Genomic DNA, 18,006 nt, shown 5'->3' with positions numbered 1-18,006 from the left:
CGCGCCCATCGCGGCCTCGATGGTGGTCGTGAGACCGGGGACGATCAGCCCGCACCCGAAGGGCTGGAACGCAGTGGAAGGCGGCCGGCGACGGCTCTTTTGTTTCGCGATGCAAAGCCGAAGGCGGCGGAAAAAAGTCGTCGATGGACGTTGCGTGAAGACGATCGAGGCGCAGCGAAGCGAAGACGGTCTTCGGTCAGACCCAATCCATTCGAGGACGCCGTGGGCGTGGTTTGAGCCGGCATACGGAAGGAACCGCAGCGATGGCGACGGCGATGGTCGCGCTTTCTCTGTTACATCGCGAAAGGGTTTCTCCGGCCAAGGCCGGGACATCTACCCATACCTCCAGCAAGGCAGCCGCCATCGGCGACAATGGAAGGGACCGAGCTGTCCATGCTATCCGCCGAACAGTGTCATCGTGTCTGCCGCTGCTTGGACAACGCGCCGAGAGAACGGCGGCATCCTCATCCATCAAGCTCGACGATCCGAGCTTCCTCGATCCGGTCGATGCAATGCGGGCGTGGTCAAGACCGATGGCGAGCACAGTCTTCGCTCGAGCCGACTAGCCTCATCGCCCAGTGAGAACCGGCCGGATCGAAGAAATCCCCTTCGCAGAACGGGGCTTAGCCAAAGGAGGTTTCGCTGTCGCCGCTGAAACTGAAGCCCATCGATGGCGCTGTTCTGCCTAGCCTCTCATTGCTTCGATTCCTGATGTCGTGCGGTCGAGGTTCCGGCCGCGCCATTTGCGCGGCCGGAAAATTTTCATAGCGGTCGGAAAGGGTTGCCCGGAGCCGCCGACGCGGCTCCGGGGATGGCGGCTTATTCGGCTGCGACGTGGAAGGGCTCGCCTTCCTCGGTCGCGCTGGCGCTATCAATAGATGCGAGGTCCGCCTCTGGGGGCGCGAGGTCCGCATGCGGCTCGTCCGGTGCCGCCGCTTCCTCGCGAGTCACGTTATGCCGTTCCGCGTGTGTGGCAGGCTCCGGCGTGCGCATGACTGCTGGGAGCCAGCCCGTTCCGGCGAGCAACTGCTCGGCGGCTTCCGCCATCGGCAGCTTCTTCAAGGTCGAAAGCCTGTCTGCCGCCTCGTCGCTGGCGGCTTCCCGCACGGCGTCGAGGATATGCGCCTTGGTGATGCGCCCGAGATAGGTGCGCACGGTCGGCCTCCAGTGTGCCGTCATGTCGAGAGCAACCGCCGTTGCCAGCCTGTCCGCCGTCTCGTGGGCACGGGGCTTGCGTTCCCAAAGCTGCTTCACAGCATTGACGGTGAGCGAGGCACAATGTGCAAACAGCGCCATGACGCTTGCACGGTCGAGCGAGACGATGAAGCCCCACAAGTCGGCCACGTCGCGCGGCATATCCGCCGCCCATGCCGCATGACGATCCGCCAGAGCCTTGCCGGCTGCCGTATCCTCGATGCCGTCCGCGTGACCGGCGAGATAGGCGCTGGTCGGGCGGATTTCGAGGCAGTGAGCTTCCGCACCCTGATAGAAGGCCTGCGCGGCAAGCGTATGGGTCACCGCGACAAGGGCGATGTCCGGCTGGTCGCCAAGCGCAAGCCGAAGCCCAAGCGTCCGATGAGCGGTCAAGTCGCGAATGAGAAGGTCCGACAACGGCTTGCCGTCATCCTCCGCTTCTTCGTCGCTGCCACCATCGGAATCCGAACCGCTGACGTCTTCGATGATCTCGCCATCGTCGTTGACGGTGTAGTCCTCGCCGTCTGGCCGCGTTTCGGCTTTCGATCCCGCCTGCTCATCCTCCGCGCGGATGAAGCCGCGTTCAACACGCACCGTTCCGTCGTGGGAAAGCACGATGAACACGCCGCCACGCGAAACGACATCGGGATCGTAGGCGTGACGCAGAGCGTCGATGCGCTCGATCTCGGCTTCAAGCTTGCCGAAACGTTGATCGATATCGTTCGGCAGTTCCTCGGCGCTATCCCATTCATCTGTGAGCCGGTTGAACTCGTCGGATGCCCTTGCGTAGGCAGCTTTGTCTTCCTCTGACAAATCCACCGGCTGCGGGTACGCCCGCCGCAAGCCGTTTGCGTGTGGAAAGTCGATATGGACATCCGCCCATTTCCAGCCCTCGGCGTCCCTGACGGTTTCCGAGATGCCTTGCAGCTTCTCGATCACCAGTCGGTCGAGCAATGCGGCATCCTCGTAGAAGCCGCCGCGATCCTCGGTGAACAGATCACGCAGGATGGCACCGCCGGCTTCCATGTAGGCTTCCGCGCCGATGAAGATGGCGCGGCGGTCGTTCGCCGCAACATGCGTCCGCGTCAGCTCGCGACGGATGATGTAGGGCTCGCGATTGTAGGTCAGGTTTTCGAAAACCTGCTCTTGCCGGGTTTGATCGTCGGTGATGCCAAAAGCCATCAACTGGTCGAGGGTCAGGTCGCCGTCGCGATAGACCTGAATCAGCTTGGGGCTGACCGCGCCGAGCCGCAGGCGTTGCCGCACGACATGCGCGGTAATGCCGAAGCGGGCTGCGATTTCCTCCGCACCCCATCCGCGATCCTCGTGAAGCTGACGAAAGGCCTCGAACTGATCTGCGGGGTGCATATCCTCGCGGGTGATGTTCTCGTCGAGGCTGATCTCATGCGCGTCGTTCACGGTGTCGACGACGCAGCGGATCGGTTCGGTCTTCTTGATCTGCTTGCGCTTCACGCGAAGCAATTGCGCCAGTCTGCGGCCCTCGCCGATGCTGACGAAGTAGAAGCCTGTTTCCGCGCCCTCGCCGTCACACTCCGGCTCCACCACCAGGTTTTGCAGGATGCCCTTGGCGGCGATGCTTGCCGCATAGGCTTCGATGATCGCTCCGCTATGCGGCGTCTTGCGCGCATTGCGGGGCGACTTCTTCAGCTTGTTCAGCGGAATGAAAACCTCGGTGCCAATATCGCTTCCAGTTGCGGCCTTCGCGCTCGTTTCATGGGTCGTCATGGTTCAAGTCCTTTCCCGTTAGCTGCCGAAGGCATGCCCCTCGGCATGCCTTCCGGGGGCGCGTGAGCGCGCGGCAGAGAGGGGGGCGAATGCCGGCGAGCGGAGCTGGGCTGCGCGCCGAGCGGGGCGGATCGGGTCAGTTCAGTAGGTGATGATCATGCGCAGGCTTGCGAGCGGGCGGCCCCGCTCTGTGCAGGCGGCATTCGCGGGGGAGAGATGGCCAAGACCATCTCTCCCTGCGACTTCGAAGAATGAAATGAGATCAGTACACGAGGGTCAGCGATCAAATTCCAGACTGTATCCGGACTCCCCGATCTGCGGAGATGTTTTGAATCCGGTATCGGATCGCAGCACATAATCCGAGTGCTCTCTGAGGAGCGCTCGTATGAGGGGCTCCGCACGAACATCGCCGCCTAAGAGCTGAACCCGAAGCAGCGTGCAGAGGCTTCCACGAACCCACGAAGTTCCTTGTCACTCCATGGAGTGTTCGACCTGTCCTCGTATTGACTGCCGTCCTTCCTGCCATCGCAGTGAGATTCAATATGCTATCGTCGAAAGCCGAGTGACCTAGCTTCCTCAATTATTTTTTCGCCGTGCATTGCCTGCTTGCGCGAGGGCTTTCTGCCTTCGCCAGCAAGTCGCCCAAGGCTGAAGGACAGCGACCGCTGCCAACCCTGTAGGGTATGCGTGTCCTTTGCCCATGCTGCAAGGTCGAACCAAATCTGCGCCGGAACGGATGCCACGCGATCAATCTGGTCCGACTCCGTCGGGCTCGCCTGCTCTTCGAGCACACTTGCCGATCGACCAACCTGCGTCTTTTCACGGGAAAGGAGAACAGTTTCGACGTCTGCGGGTATTTCAATCAGGGTGTCTCTGAACCGGTCCCAGCATGCCTCTTTCTTGCACCACTCGGTCACGTTCTGGCCACCCGGCGGCATCGTGATGTGGGCGTGCGCGTGGACGCTCAGAACTTCCACGAAGGCCGCGAGGGCAGCGGGGAGTTCCTGCGCGAGCCAGATGGCATCGAGATCGACGCGCTTGGCAGTGTGATGCGACAGCCAGGCGATGAGATAGGTCACGATGTTCGCGCGGTACCCACCGAACTTCTGACGCGATACGATCCGTTCTGACTGCCGAAAGAGGATCGCTCTGGCGACGGTTCGCTGGAAGTAGTGCTCGTCAGGTTCGAACCCGCCGCGCTGATCAAGCGCATCCATGAAATCGAGATAGCACTTCTGTCCCCCGCGGCTCACAATATGTGGCAACTGGGACCAGCTGTGCTCGTACTTTGCGAGATCGGTCTTCGTCATGAGCTGGTTTCGCGGGTGGATGAGCTCCCACTTGCGACGCTCGGCATCGGTGCGGTTCTCGGCAAGCGCGTCATGATACTGACCGCGCGCACGTTCGTAGAACCAGCGTGACTGACGTTGCATGCCGCCTGCCGGGGGCGCCCAGATCGACCGGGAAAGCTCCTGCATCTGTCGGTGGAAGGGATGGTTGGACGAGAAGTCCGCCATGTTGACCTTGTTCTGATTGTTGGCCGACTGGGAGATGCGCGGCGCGATCTCCTCGATGTCGCCATCATCCAAAATCTCGGTTATCTTGACCGGCACTTGCAGGCGGCTCGCATCCACATCGTCCTTGCGCCAGGCGCGGAAGATCGACCCGGTCGTCTGGCCGCCGTTGACGATCTGGAAGTCGTCGGCTGCCAAGAGATCTGCCGTGCCATCGCCATGATCCAGAATGCGAAGACCGGTCGCCGTGACAGACAGGCCATTGTTGAATGCGAGGAACATCTGCGGCTCATCGATGATCGTTTTCCGGATGCTTTGATTCACCTTGCCCTTGAGCTGAAGGAAACTGCGGACGTTCCGCTCGAGCAGCCTTGGGCCATGTAGCCGATACATCTCGACCAGCAGATTGCCCGGCATCATTGTGAGAAGGCAGCGATATCCGCTGTTCGGCGGGCTGGCGATGACACATCTGAGCCTGGCGCCCAGCTCGTGGAAGTCGACATGGATCGCCTCCCTGCTTGCACCCGAGGAAACGGCGCGATGAAGCCGACGCAAATCCCACAGATGACAGGATACTTCGATCGAGCTCAAAATATAGCTCTCGATCTGTTCAACGGTCGCGAGACCATCGGTGATCACAAACAATCGGACATGGCTGAGTTCGTTGCGCGCCTCCCAGATCGCGCGGCTCATGTCATATCCAGCAAGCGCTTCCTCGCGCTCCCTGTGCAACCCGCCAAGTGCCTTCTCAAGATAGGCACCGATGCGCTTGAACGCTGTGTCTATCTCGGCCTTGGGAACGATACCGGCGGCGCCGTCGAGACGAGGAACAACGAGGAACAGGTCCAGACGATCATTGTCTTCGGAGAGGAAGTATCCAGAGCAGCGAATGCCCCGGCCCTCCACCGGACAACCAATTCCGTCATCGATTTCGCCCGCATCGACGAGATGCTCGAACATCAGTTCCGCGAACGACTCCGCACGCAGGGCACCATCTTCCGCTGAATCGGCGCGGGCAATGACATCCTGCAGAATGTTCACTGCATAGGTCTGAAGATCGTCGAATTCAGCCATCGGTCGCCTCCACGAGGGACGCTACGTCCTCTCCTCCCAACTCGAATGGGCCAAGATCGGCCGCGATGATCGAATATCGAATGTCGCCGACGCCCGCAGGCAGGTTCGCCTCGGTCAGACGCGGAAAATCACCTTCTACACGATAGTAGCGTGTCCCGGAGCACTGCCACTTGTTGCGGTACAACGACGCATGAACATCGAGATAGCCGCCGAGCAGCAGGCGGTCATCAAAGAGACGCGACGCGACCGGATCGTACGCGAGGAGGCCACGCAGGCGATCAACAACCGCTGGAAGCGAGTCGCCGTGTGCGGCGCTCTCATCCAGACTGAGATGTGCGACTACCAAGGTGTCGTGCGGACGCTCATCGAGCTGCTTCTCGTTGGCGATCTGGATCCTGGCATGGCGCTTGGCCAGGCTTGTCTTGACCTCAATCGCAAGGCCGGAGCGGAGGAAGTCCTGATGCCCAGGATCAGGTCCCGCCCACGATTCGACTGTGGCCAGCGGATCGAGCCGGGGAAGGAGAAGGGTCTCCATCACAAGCAGCTCGCCGAGCATTCCACGTTGCTTTTCTTCGGAGAGCCCCTCAACCGGGATGCGCTCGAAAAGGACCTGCCACATGCACAGGCGGTCGATGCATCGTCTCAGAGCCAGCACCACACTCTGCTGGGCTGCGACGACATTTACCAGGTCGGCTGACATGACGGCGAAGATCTCGAGAAGCCGTTCGTCCTCGAGCATTACACGAACGAGTGTTCTGGCATTGGGTGCCGGCGTCACCTCGTGGACCATGCGGACGCCGCGACAGATTGGAATGCGGCCTGGGCTGGGCCTGTGTTCGCCCGCGCCTTCGACGAGCAGTCCTGGCTTCCGGCTTGGCCAGAAGATGCAGGCGAATACGTCCGTCGGGGTGTCGGCATCGAGGCGGATGCGCTGGACGCCCGCAGGGCTGGCGGGCTCGTCGGCAAGGCTCGACCAGGTAGAAAGCAGCCGGTCCGGCGTCATTCGAAAATTCTCTCGAGCTGCTTCACGCTGTTCTCCGCGTAGTCGATCAGCGGCGCGTCATTGTCGAACGGGAAGCTGATCGCAAACCCCATCAGTGGCAGATCATCGGCGAGACCCGCGTCGATCGGGTAGATCAGAAGGAGTCCACGGTCTCGATCTCGCTGCCTGCGGATGAACGGACCGCTCGCGGTCTTGGGCGGATCCTTCTTGGGCTCAGGTTTCTTGTCCCAAGCATCGAGCGTCTGTTCCATCGCGAACTCGCGAGCAGTTTCGTCCAAATCGGCAACCTCGTCGGCCGGACTGACGAGGCGCCCGATGCTGATGCGGCCGTCCCCGACGGAGTCGATCTCGCGCTCGGTCAATGTCACCTCATACCGATCTATCTTGCGCGGCACCTTCGACCGGCCTTGACCCGCTAGAACAACGGTCCATGTCTTCAGGCGGCCATTTGCGACGCGGTTTGCGACATAGTCAGCGAGGGCCTGCGCATTCGCTTTCCAGGAATCCCGCGATGTCTGTACCTGCCGCAACAAGGCGACGATCTCGCTTCCGTCGACCTCGTCCCACTGATGCCGACCGTGGCCGGTGCTGCGCGGCAGGTCGGCGAGAAACTTCTCAAACGCAATGAAATTCTGCTCGGCGTGGGCAGTCTCGAATGAGACAGTTTCGGAGATCGTGCCTGAGAAGCCCGCACGAACCCGCGTGCCGGCCCGCATCTTGTTTGCTGCCGTGATGAGCAATCCGTCGGGATGGGTTCTGACACGATGACCGAATTCGAGCGGCGTCTGTCCCGTATTGAAAGCGAGATCGAATTCCTCTCGAAGCTCGGCGGTGGCGGTTGCAATGTGCCGATACCATCGAACCAGAGTCGATGACGTATAGAGGCGGCACAGATCGGCGTAGCGCGGCCTGTATCCGAACCAGCGCCCCATCTGCATCAGCGTATCGTACATCTTGGTCGTACGGATGAAGTAGCTGATCGAGAGGCCTTCCAGTGTCAACCCTCGCGACAGCTTGTCGCCGCCTACCGCGACGACCGACAGACCATCCGGATGGTCGGCGTAATCCAGGGCGTCTTTCGCCGATCCGTTAATCTGCTTCACGCGAACGCGCTTAGCGGAGTCGAAGAGCTGCTCTCTCACCTGGCCCCAGGTCACCGGTGGAAGATCATGATCGGCAAGAAGTGTCTGGAGCTGCTCGGCCTTCGTGGCGAATTCCTTTGTCCAGAGCGCCTTCAGCCGAGCAAGCGCGGTTCCGCCCGTGCCGGGAAACTCCAGCTGTCGCACCACGTCCACTAGGAACTCGTCGATCAACCGCGTCACCTTATCTTGGACAGCGACAAGCCGGGTCACGTGGACGAGCATTGAGTTGTCGACATTGATATCGCCCCGTGCTCGCCGAGCTGCACAGACGAGAAGGAATGCGAGCATCGCTTCCTCCAGCGATGCCGGTAGCTGGGTAACCGGCAGATCCATCTTGTGACCCGGCGGAAAGATTGCTGCCGCATCCGAGATGAGCCGGATGATCGGCAGTCCCTTCCCTTCGCTCTCGACACCCGACCGGTTGAGACCAAACACCTTTTCGGGGCCAATGTAGTTGGAGGGTGCCGGCAGATTGATGATGAAACTGCTCGGGAACAGATCCTTGCCCGCCGTCTTGTGCGTTGCCTTATGGTGCATGAACACGTTGGCGAATGGCGTTGCCGTGTATCCGACATAGGCGCTCTTCTCGAAACAGACGAGCAGCTTGCGGATCAGCTTGTTTGTTTCCGTCGGATTCGCATCTTCGTCGATGCTACCGTCGTCCTTGCGATACTCATTGGTGTTGGCAGAAGCGTTGTCGGCCTCGTCATCGATCACCAGCATGGGCACGTCGCGGATGATCTTGCCGCCCGGCGTGCCGGGATCATCCACCGCACGGACTGACTGGACCCACGCCAGAAGATTCTCGAGGATGCTGACGCGCTTCTTGACGACTAGGATGATGGGATCACGCCCACCCGGGATCAGGCGCGTTCCGTTGGCGGTTCCAGCCTTGAAGTCTCCACCATCGGCACTGCTGGTGAGGGAATGCGCGACAAGGAACTGCGCGCTGGGCATCTTGCCGGCACCGATCCGCTGATTCTCCTGATCGTCGGCAAGAAGGCTCAGCCTTGTGTCGAAGCCGAGAAAGCCTTCGTCGATCCGCAGCTGGGTCTGGCTCCGCAGGCTGTTGTGCACGCCCGCCAACACAATGACCAGCGGAAAGCCTGCGTCGACCGCCTTGCAGATGAGCGCGGTGTAGTTGGAAGTCTTACCTGACTGCACGTCACCCACGACAAGGCCACGTCGATCCCAGGCGCCGGCGGTCTCCGGATTGCGAAGTCGATCTAGGATATCGTCAGTCAACCGATCGAGCTGGATCAGAGGCCCGTTTGCCCAGCGCTTGCCGCGATCCATCCAATGTCGGTACCGCTCCCAGAACGCGAAGGGGCGTTTCTCTCGGGCGGCCTTCACCCAAGCCACGAATTCCTTGTCGTCGATGATCGAATAACCGCCGACAAGCGTATTGTTGCGCGCCTCGAGTTCGCGCAGCAGGCGGGTTCGATCCACCGCCGAATAGGGAGGCATCGCGAGAACGATGTCGACCGTCCGCTCGAGCGCCTCTTGCGTGATCCGTGATTCGAGTTCGAGCAGTGCATTGGCTGTTCCATATGCGCTGCGCAGTTGCTGTTCAGGTGTTCCTGTCGACATTGTCCCCCCTGCCGTTTTATCTCTTTGCCTTGGCGACCTCGCGCGCAACCTTGTCCAGAAACGCGGTGACCACCTCCGGATAGGCATTGAATGGTTCCATGAGCAGCAGCCCCCGCGCCGCGTCGGCTCTGTCGCGCCCGCCCTCCACCATCGCGTCGAACACAGCCTCCATCGCGGCATGCAGCTCGCGTGCCGCGCCTTCGAACGGCTGGCCGAACGCGTCCGGCGTCTCGGCGTTGTTGATGACGATGAGTGGCGCTGGGATGGTCTGCTCGATGAGGCTGAAGAGCGCCTGCACCGATACACGCTCGTCCGCGCCCTCCAAAACCTTTCGCACAAGTGGATGATCGCGGTTGATGCGGTAGAATGACTTCCCGTGCTTGGTGAGATGTGTCCACAGGAAGGCCTCTCGATCGCCTAGCTGGCGCTGGATGAGCTTTCCCCGGTGTCGGTAGATACTGGATGCGCGGTTGCGTGCAGTGCGTGCAATTCGCTGGAGATCGACCCGCAGGACCGCAGGTGGGCGGGCACGCGATTTCTTCACGTCGATCTGCCAAAGTAGGTCGGCCGAACTGGAGAGGTCGATCCGGATGCGTGCAAGCTTGAAATGCTCCTCCTTCTGCATGCCTAGACCAAGCCAGTCTCCCGCCACCAGCAGGCGCCGGTTCCGATAGATGTAGAACCCCTGATGCGCATTCCACCCCTTCGGCCCCGCCGCGGCCGCATGCTGGTTGGGTGTGATGCGACTATGATGGGGCAGCACGAAGGGCTTGACCTCTGCTCGCTCGCCTTCGGCGATGAGAGTTTCCTCAGTCAGCGGCTCGGTGAATTTCACATCCTCAAGGAATGGATCCCAAGGTTCGATAGGACGGCCGTTGATGTGGATCTTGATCGAGCCGCGGCCCTTGAGGAAACGGTGGAACACCATAGCGAGATGGAGCTTGACCGCATCCGCCCGCTCTCGAAAATGCTTCTGCGCGGTCTCGTTATCGGCTGATGCGGTGCCGACGAGTGCATCCAGGCGATCCCAGAAAAGTATCGTCCCGCTTGTCTGCTTTGCAAGAAGTCGATGATCGGCGCTAGACAGCAGATCACTTCTCTTGAGGAGACGCCATTCGCCAGTCCCGGTGCCGGCGATGTAGTCCAGATCCCACCGCCTGAGTGCCTGCTTGCCAGCTTTCTTGCTTAGCACCGTGAGGCAGCGACATTGAGAGATCGATGCCGTCTTCATGCCGAGCCCGAAGCGGCCAAGGTCATCCTTTGCCCGATTGGCGAGGGGGCTGAGGCTGCCAGGCTTCATTGCCTGACGCAGCTCGTCTTCGCTCATGCCTTTGCCGTCGTCCCGGACAACGATGCGTGATTCCTGCCCGGCCCACTGCATATCTATCCAGACGTTGCGGGCACGGGCGGTGATGCTATTGTCAATGATGTCAGCCAGCGCGGTGGGTAGATCGTAGCCGAAGGCTCGGAGAGATTCGAAGAGCTCCGCAGCTCCCGGGCTCGCCAGATCATAATCATCCGACACGGAGTAGCCTGCCTTCGTCAGCCGTTTCGGAGCCTTCTGCATGGCTGGCGTTGAGGATCGTCCAGAGCGCCTCTCCAATCCAGTGAGCGAGAAGTGGCGGCACGGCATTTCCTACCTGAACGTACTGCTCCGTTCGATTCCCTTTGAAGAGGTAGTTGTCGGGAAAGGTCTGAAGCCTCGCCGCCTCGCGGACCGACAGGCTGCGGCACTGGAGCGGGTCGGGATGGATGAAGTAGTGCCCGTCCTTTGAGATGTGGCTCGTGACCGTGGTCGACGGCCCGCCCCACAGCTGCACACGGAACCGGTCGGCAAACTTTCCAGTATCCCAATTTTCATGATTGGGTGCGAGTTCGTCGGGAAAATCCGCCGCCTTGGGCGAACGCCCCGCAACCTCGGCAAACACGGTGGCAAAGAAGTATCGGGCTAGATCGCTTGCCATATGGCCGCGAGAAGCGTGATTTGGGAGAGTGGAAAGCCGGTCATCGACAAGCCATTTCCGAAGGTCGATGGGACAGTTGGGGGAAATCCCATCGCCACTTGCCTCGCGCCCAGGCAGGACGTTCATTCCCCGAAATTCAGCCAGATACTCTTGGGCTCGGGTCTCGAACGCAAGCTGAAGTTCATCGGAAAGATAGGTGTCCATACCGGCGACAAAGTTCATTGCGGTCTCGACGATCTTTCTCCATTCCTCGGCGCCGTCAACGCCGCGGCTGAGCCCACTGCGCAGTTTCGGCATACCGCCGAGCACATGCTCGACCGTAGCCTTGAGACTGTGGCGAACCATCAGATCAGCAAGCGAAGAGTCCGGAAGACCTTTGGCGAGATCTGCGCGAAGCCCAACGACAATCACACGGTGCCGGGCTTGCGGAACGCCGAAGTCTTCGGCACGGACAATGAAATCCGACGCGCGCGGCACGAAGCCTGTGAGATCGAGTTGACGGCGCGACCGCGGGTCAAGCGCGATAAGACGATACCGGGTTGCGCCCCGACGCTCGCCCCGAAGATCATGCAGCACTTGGTCGAAGATGCGGTTCTCGCCATCGATTGAGGACGAGAGCATGCCCTTGACGTTCTCCATGACGAAGGCGGCGGGCTTCAAGCGATCCAGGATCCGAATGTATTCCTTGTAGAGGAAGTGTTTCTCGTCTTTACTGGCATCATAGGTCTTGATGCCCTGATTTCGAGCGCGACCGACGAGCGAATATGCTTGGCAAGGCGGCCCGCCAATCAAGACGGTATTACCGTCGCTTTCTGTACGGATTGCATCGAGACGAGCGTTCAGACGCCTTTCCGGATCCTCCTTGCCGAGTTCCAACTGCCAGGCCTCTTCGACCGCCGCCGCCCATTGGTTGGGATATTCGATCGCCCAATCCGGCTCCTCGCCCTTGCCATTGATGTAGGTGTAGTATCGATTCGGCAAAGTACTGCCAAATTGCCTCAGGAAGCTTCGCAGCCGCAGCGTCGAAAAGGCGGCCGCTTCCTTCTCGATGGATAGCGCAATCCGAAAAGCTCGCCCGCCATCTCCCGCAGGAACACTGGAAAATCCTTCGGCCAGCCCCCCAGGGCCTGCAAATATGTCGACGACGGAATATCTTGGCAAGAATCGTATGCTTTCAGAGCCATGGCAAATACAGCAATGAATATCAGGTCCAGGCGAAAATGACAGGCTTCTGTTCATGATCGATGTGGTGGATCCACTTACCCGCTCACGCATGATGGCAGGGATCGGGGGCAAGGATACGAAGCCCGAGATAGTGCTTCGCCGGAGGCTCCATGCTGCGGGCCTCCGCTTTCGGCTGCATGTGGCAATGCTTCCAGGAAAGCCGGATATCGTGCTGCCTTCGCGACGAGTTGCAATCTTTGTCCATGGCTGCTTTTGGCATCGCCACGAGGGATGCCACTGGTGTAGCACGCCTGCATCGAACGCCGAGTTCTGGGCGGCCAAGTTCCAGCGGAACAGGGCGCGCGATGTCGAGGTGCGCGATGCCCTTCGTATTGCTGGCTGGCGGGTCGCCGTCGTCTGGGAATGCGGCTTGCGCGCGGCGAACCTCGATCAGACCGTTGAACGGGTTCTTGCCTGGACGGATGCGGGAGGCGGCGACTTCGAAAGCGCTGTTGTCAGACCGCTTGCCAGGATCGACGTCACCTGATGTCGATTTTTGACGAGTCGCGTTACATATCCTGGGTGTATATTCGTTATTCACCCAGGATATGTAACAGCAGCCATGTTACAAAACCTGGGTTGAAATTCAATTTACACCCAGGATATGTAACAGGATCATGACCTCACCGCCGACTCAACGCGAACGCCTACACGCCCTCCTCGACACCCATCCGATCATGCGCGCGTATGAACTGCGCAGGGCCGGCGTTTTCGCCCCGACGATCTCGCGCGCAGTCCAGGACGGTGAACTGACCAGAATATCCCGCGGACTCTATCAGCGCGTTGACGGCGAGGTCGACACGGAGCAGCAGCTCGCCGAAGCAACAAAGCTTGTGCCGAAGGGTGTCATCGCCATGAGTTCGGCGCTCGCCTTTCACGGACTCACCGACCAGATGCCCCGGCAAATATGGGTCGCCATTAGCGTCAAGGACTGGGCACCGTCACCGCCCTATCCACCGATCCGCGTCATCGAATTCAGCGAAAAGTACATGCAGCAGGGAATCGAGCACCATCGGATTTCGGGCGTCAATGTCCCGGTCTTTTCAGTGCCGAAGACACTGGCCGACGTCTTCCGCAGCAAGTTCGTCGACCGCTCGGTTGCCATTGAGTCGCTGCGTGCGGCGCTCGAGCAGCGCAAGGCGACTCCGTCCGCCATCGCGGAGGCGGCGATGGCGGGCGGTGCTTGGAAGAAGATGCGCGCATATCTCGAGGCGCTGACGTCCAATGGCTAGCGAAGGTGGCAACCGGGCAGCGTCGATCAAGCAGCAGCTTCTGAACCTGGCTCGGAGGGACGGTCGGGTTTATGAGGTCGTGCTGGTGCGATATGCGCTCGAACGACTCCTTTATCGTCTGTCGATCTCGGGGCAGACGGATCGGTTCATTCTTAAGGGAGGAATGCTCGTCACGCTCTGGCTCGAGGGCGGAAATCGCGAGACCCGTGATGCCGACTTCCTTGGTTTCGGCGACGCAGATCAGGAACGTCTGAGAACCGACTTTGCCGAGATCATGGCAATAAATTTGAACGACGGGCTGATCTTTGACATCGAAGAACTCAGGGCAACAATCATCCGCGAGGACATGGAATATAATGGAGTTCGCTTGCGGACGGCGGCCCTTCTTGAGCGAACCCGAATCCCGGTTACGATTGACATAGGCTTTGGCGATGTTCTCTCTAGCCCAGCGCCGTCTCTGGCATATCCGTCCATGCTGGGCATGGAAACGCCCAGCATCCGAACCTACCCGCCCGCAGCGGTCATCGCCGAGAAATTCCAGGCCATGGTCGCGCTCGGCGTCATCAACGGCCGCATGAAGGACTACTTCGATCTCTGGGCGATTCCCCGGGCCGTGACCATCCCGGATGCCGAGCTGGATGCGGCCATCGGCGCAACGTTGAAGAGAAGAGGGACGTTGATCCCAACCGATCTGCCTCCGGGTCTTTCGGAGGCTTTCCTGCGCGATGCAAGCAAGCAGGCACAGTGGCGGGCTTACACGAGGTCGATCCAGCTGGAAGGCGTCACGCTGGATGAAGTCGTCGCTGATATCTGGAAGCTCGTGGGACCATCCTGCGCTCGATTGTCCGCGCAACGTCCCTAGAACCGGAGTGTTCCCGGTCGCATGGCATGGGTCGCAACATGGACGAGGATCGTGGTCAGCAGCTGCTCGCGCAGGCGCAGCGTCGCGGGAGGCCACTGCTGGAACTCCTCGGACATGATGGTTGTGACCAAGCGCGCATGTATCAGAAGACTGACGGGCTCTTCGTAGCCTGCGAGTTCGAACTTCTCTTCACAGAGTTGGATTGCAATGCTGCGCTTCTTGTCTGTTGACAGCGCCCCCGACGGAACAAGCATTCCAAGCAGAAGCGGTATCGGACCGGCCTGACCTTGCGCCTGGTCACAGTTTGCACCTCCGCGCACCACGATCAGCTGACCCTCCAGGCGGCGAGTCTGCTTCAGCTTGAACTCGTGGTCACGAAGATCCGCCGCCGTGAGGCCGAACCTTGCGATCATTGCATGATCGGTCAGCCTGGCCTCGTCAAGCGCAATGATCGCGCCCCAGTCAGTCCGGTTGACGACTTCGCCAGGAGGCACCGCAAGGTGCAACATCCTATGCATCCGTGCCTTCTGGGGAGCTGTGAGTGCCGGCCCATGCTGGAAAGTGACAGCCTGTTCCCACAGCGGGTTTCCCTGCGGATCCTGCGGGCGGTTCAGAATCCGATCGCTCAGCAACGGCGATAGTGCCGCGGCAACAGCGCCCTTCCGGTCGTTCGGAGCGTTTGTGGAGCCCGCAGCCGCAACGGCAAGGAGGCTGAGAATTCGATCGAGCGCCCCCGGATATGTACCGACACGTCGCTGATCGTCGGGAATGAGGCTGCCAAGCAAAGCCAGCGTTTCGTTTGCCGCAGCGAGAACATCGCGCTCCCAGCTGAGCAGTGCCTGCAGCTGAGGCATTGATGTCACCTGCTCACGAATGGCTTGACGAAGGCCTGCTGCATCCCAGGCATTGCCGTTCCGAAATGTGGTCTTGTCGAGCGCGAGAACCGCAAGGGGGCGCTTCGGGGCCGGCAGAAGTTCTTCCAGTCTCTGGGTAAGCGCCGCCCTTTCGTGTTCGTGCGACGTCCAGAGCACGAGAAGATAGGGTCCGTGCTGCTCGGAAATGCAGTGGTCGAGCAGGCTTGCCAGAGTGTTGTAATGCTGAACTCCCGCCGGTTGTGCCTGCACCAGGTGGAGGTCGCTGAAGAGGATGCGCACCCCGGCGAATAGCGTGGGGTCAGGAAGTCCGAAGGGATCGAATCGGATGCCTATGCAGGGGGCACCCAAGATATGAAGCGCATCGATGAGCGTAGCCAGCTCCGACGGCTCGTCGTCGAGAACGATGTAGCGCGCAGGTGTGAACATCATCGCTTCCCGAAGACGAGTGCGGCTACCGCGCCGTCGTAGCCTTCGGGCACCTCGGCCTGATCCATGGTAGGGAAGACAAGGCGGCCCTCGTTGAGGTCCATGACGAGGTTGGCGAAGTACAGGCCGAGGCCGCTTCCCCCGGGGCGGCGCGTGAAGAACGGGCTGACCATGGTTGCAGGATCATCGAGGAACCCCGAGCCATTGTCCGCAACCACGATCGCCGGTCCGCCTTCGTAGTCGGGAACAACATTCACGTAGATGCGCCTGTCTGCCGGTTCGGGATGGCGCACCTTTACCCAATGGACGGCATTGTCGATGAGATTGGTGAGTGCCCCGAGGACCAGGCCGGAGGCAAAGGTGGCCGTCGCGTCGGGTCCGTCGTCCTCGAGCGCAGGACATTCCAGCTTGATGCCATGCAGCCTGAAGCGAAGCAGGCTGAGGTCGCGCGCAGTCCGGACAATATCTCTCAGCGAGCCAGGCCTGCTTGTCGTATTGCGGAGCAGCTGCGATGAAGTCTCCAGGATCCCCTGGAGCTGGCCAGCTTGATCGCGGATGGATTCGATCGTCATCCCCGGATCGTTGATTGACCCGGTAAGAACCCGAACGCCACGCTCGACCTCGTGGAAGATGATCGCAAGCCCGGCGTGCGACACGCCCGAACGCGCGAAATTCTCACGCAGTGTCTGGTAGTCGTCCTCAATCTTTCGGATTGTGGGTTCGAGGATATCGCCGATACGGTTCTCTCGAGCCAGCCTGCGGAGTTCTGCCAGCGGCCCCTCCACGCCTTGCGGAGTGTCGCTCGCGCCGCCCGTGAGCTCCCGGATGCGCTCCTTGTCGATGTTGCGCTCGACTTGAAGTACCCAGAGTGCACCAAGCACCACCCGCTGCAGGCGCCCGTAGGCTTCATTTTCAACGAAACCCTCGCGATTGGTCTTCTCATGCAACCCCTGGCTTTCAGCCAGTCCCAGATCGACAACGCCAATCGTAATGTTGCGACTCAACCGCTTTGTCGGTTCGTTGACCCGCCGCAGATCAAGACCCAGCCAATCATCGCTTGGCTCGCCGTAATTGTATACGCGCACGCCATCACGATACACGCGCACGCCGCCATTCTGGTTGAGGAAGCGCTCCAGAAAGCGAGTGTCGCCGTAGAGAGGCAGGACCTTCTTGTCGCGGTCGAAGATATGGAATCGACCCGATACCTTCCCGATGCCCTCCAGCGTCGACTTGTCGGCCGTAATCCGGCTCCGGCGCTTCGGCCTTGGCTGATCGATGGGATCAAGTTCATCGGGCTCTTGGGCGGGTGGAATCTGAAAGTGCGGCTCGTCACGGTCGACGAGGCGCTTCTCCAGTCTCAGGCCCGGAACGCCCACGAATTCGTATCTGTAGTGCAGCGTGTCTCCGTCGAAGTCGAATTCGAATCTGTAAGGCGCCATTTCGAGGAGTTGCTGCACACCCGGCAGGGTGGCCAGCCATTCCGGATGATCTGGCACTTCGAGCTTTACCTCGAAGTTCCCGACCCGGTCGCCGAAGGGTGATGCGATCGAAGTCACCTGGCGGTAGAGGTCGCGGATCTCCCCTCTCGTCCAATCGGCGGCCCTCAGTCTGCCGACTTCGATCAGCGTTCCGGTCGCCGACGCGAATACTTGGGGCGCACGCTCGCGCACAGTGATCTGTGCGTCGGCGAGATATGTCTCATCGAGAAGTTGATCCCAGTCGAACTTTGCCACGCATTCGGCATGGCCTTCTGCTCTGGTCACCAGGGTGATCGAGTCACCGAGCTTGTGGACGGCGAACCGGCCGACTCCCTTTTCGCCTAGTGGGAGACGCCCGTACTTGGGAGACCTGACGTTGCTCTCCCGATCTTGCTCCCGGTGATCGTGCCCCGGTACGAGCCAGACATGTTCGATTGTGTCCAGAGACATTCCCTGGCCGTTGTCTCGAATGGAGATGGTCGCGTCAGCTGTTCCGAGCTTCTCGAACTTGATCGTTACCTCGTTCGCGTCGGCGTCGTAGGCGTTCTTGACGAGCTCAAAGAGCGCCAAACGCGGTGATCCGATGAGCTGATCCCCGAGCAGTTGGAGCAATCGCGCGCGGGGGCGGAAGGGACGCTGCAACACGCGTTCGCCGGTCATTGCAAAATAACGCCCCCAGGAA

11 protein-coding genes are annotated in these 18,006 nt (G+C 60.5%); 3 read left to right on the top strand and 8 right to left on the bottom strand.

Going from position 1 to position 18,006, the window contains the following annotated elements; translation table 11 throughout:
• Positions 1-819: 819 nt before the first annotated feature.
• From AC0L2Y_RS07635 to AC0L2Y_RS07610, 6 genes are all read right to left on the bottom strand, one after another.
• Positions 820-2,940, bottom strand: a complete 2,121-nt coding sequence (locus AC0L2Y_RS07635; RefSeq protein WP_473555027.1) for a ParB/RepB/Spo0J family partition protein — start codon at positions 2,938-2,940, stop codon at positions 820-822.
• 545 nt (positions 2,941-3,485) lie between these two features.
• Positions 3,486-5,528: an AIPR family protein gene (locus AC0L2Y_RS07630; protein WP_473555024.1), complete on the bottom strand. Its 2,043-nt coding sequence runs from the start codon at positions 5,526-5,528 to the stop codon at positions 3,486-3,488.
• Positions 5,521-6,531, bottom strand: a complete 1,011-nt coding sequence (locus AC0L2Y_RS07625) for a PD-(D/E)XK motif protein (protein ID WP_473555022.1) — start codon at positions 6,529-6,531, stop codon at positions 5,521-5,523. The genes AC0L2Y_RS07630 and AC0L2Y_RS07625 overlap by 8 nt, the downstream gene beginning before the upstream one ends.
• Positions 6,528-9,263 (bottom strand): Z1 domain-containing protein, encoded by a 2,736-nt coding sequence (locus tag AC0L2Y_RS07620; RefSeq protein ID WP_473555020.1) that lies wholly within the window; start codon positions 9,261-9,263, stop codon positions 6,528-6,530. Before AC0L2Y_RS07620 ends, AC0L2Y_RS07625 begins: the two co-directional genes overlap by 4 nt.
• A gap of 16 nt (positions 9,264-9,279) precedes the next feature.
• On the bottom strand, positions 9,280-10,788 hold the full coding sequence (locus tag AC0L2Y_RS07615; protein ID WP_473555017.1) for an ATP-binding protein: 1,509 nt from the start codon (positions 10,786-10,788) through the stop codon (positions 9,280-9,282).
• A complete protein-coding gene (locus AC0L2Y_RS07610; RefSeq protein WP_473555015.1) occupies positions 10,778-12,388 on the bottom strand; it encodes a DNA cytosine methyltransferase in 1,611 nt (536 codons plus the stop codon). Before AC0L2Y_RS07610 ends, AC0L2Y_RS07615 begins: the two co-directional genes overlap by 11 nt.
• Before the next feature lie 76 nt (positions 12,389-12,464).
• Between AC0L2Y_RS07610 and AC0L2Y_RS07605 the strand changes: the two genes are divergently transcribed.
• From AC0L2Y_RS07605 to AC0L2Y_RS07595, 3 genes are all read left to right on the top strand, one after another.
• Complete coding sequence (locus AC0L2Y_RS07605; RefSeq protein WP_473555012.1) at positions 12,465-12,938, top strand: very short patch repair endonuclease; 474 nt, start codon at positions 12,465-12,467, stop codon at positions 12,936-12,938.
• 130 nt (positions 12,939-13,068) lie between these two features.
• Complete coding sequence (locus AC0L2Y_RS07600; protein ID WP_473555010.1) at positions 13,069-13,683, top strand: type IV toxin-antitoxin system AbiEi family antitoxin domain-containing protein; 615 nt, start codon at positions 13,069-13,071, stop codon at positions 13,681-13,683.
• The gene (locus AC0L2Y_RS07595; protein ID WP_473555007.1) at positions 13,676-14,545 is read left to right on the top strand and encodes a nucleotidyl transferase AbiEii/AbiGii toxin family protein; all 870 of its coding nucleotides are present in this window, start codon (positions 13,676-13,678) and stop codon (positions 14,543-14,545) included. The genes AC0L2Y_RS07600 and AC0L2Y_RS07595 overlap by 8 nt, the downstream gene beginning before the upstream one ends.
• Here AC0L2Y_RS07595 and AC0L2Y_RS07590 read toward each other — a convergent pair.
• Both AC0L2Y_RS07590 and AC0L2Y_RS07585 read right to left on the bottom strand, forming a co-directional pair.
• Positions 14,542-15,846: a hypothetical protein gene (locus tag AC0L2Y_RS07590; protein ID WP_473555004.1), complete on the bottom strand. Its 1,305-nt coding sequence runs from the start codon at positions 15,844-15,846 to the stop codon at positions 14,542-14,544. The two genes, AC0L2Y_RS07595 and AC0L2Y_RS07590, sit on opposite strands and share 4 nt — an antisense overlap.
• The gene (locus AC0L2Y_RS07585; protein ID WP_473555002.1) at positions 15,846-17,984 is read right to left on the bottom strand and encodes an ATP-binding protein; all 2,139 of its coding nucleotides are present in this window, start codon (positions 17,982-17,984) and stop codon (positions 15,846-15,848) included. The genes AC0L2Y_RS07590 and AC0L2Y_RS07585 overlap by 1 nt, the downstream gene beginning before the upstream one ends.
• Positions 17,985-18,006 lie beyond the last annotated feature (22 nt).

The organism is Mesorhizobium sp. WSM4830 (genome assembly GCF_055811495.1).
This window is presented reverse-complemented; position numbering and strand designations above follow the sequence as displayed.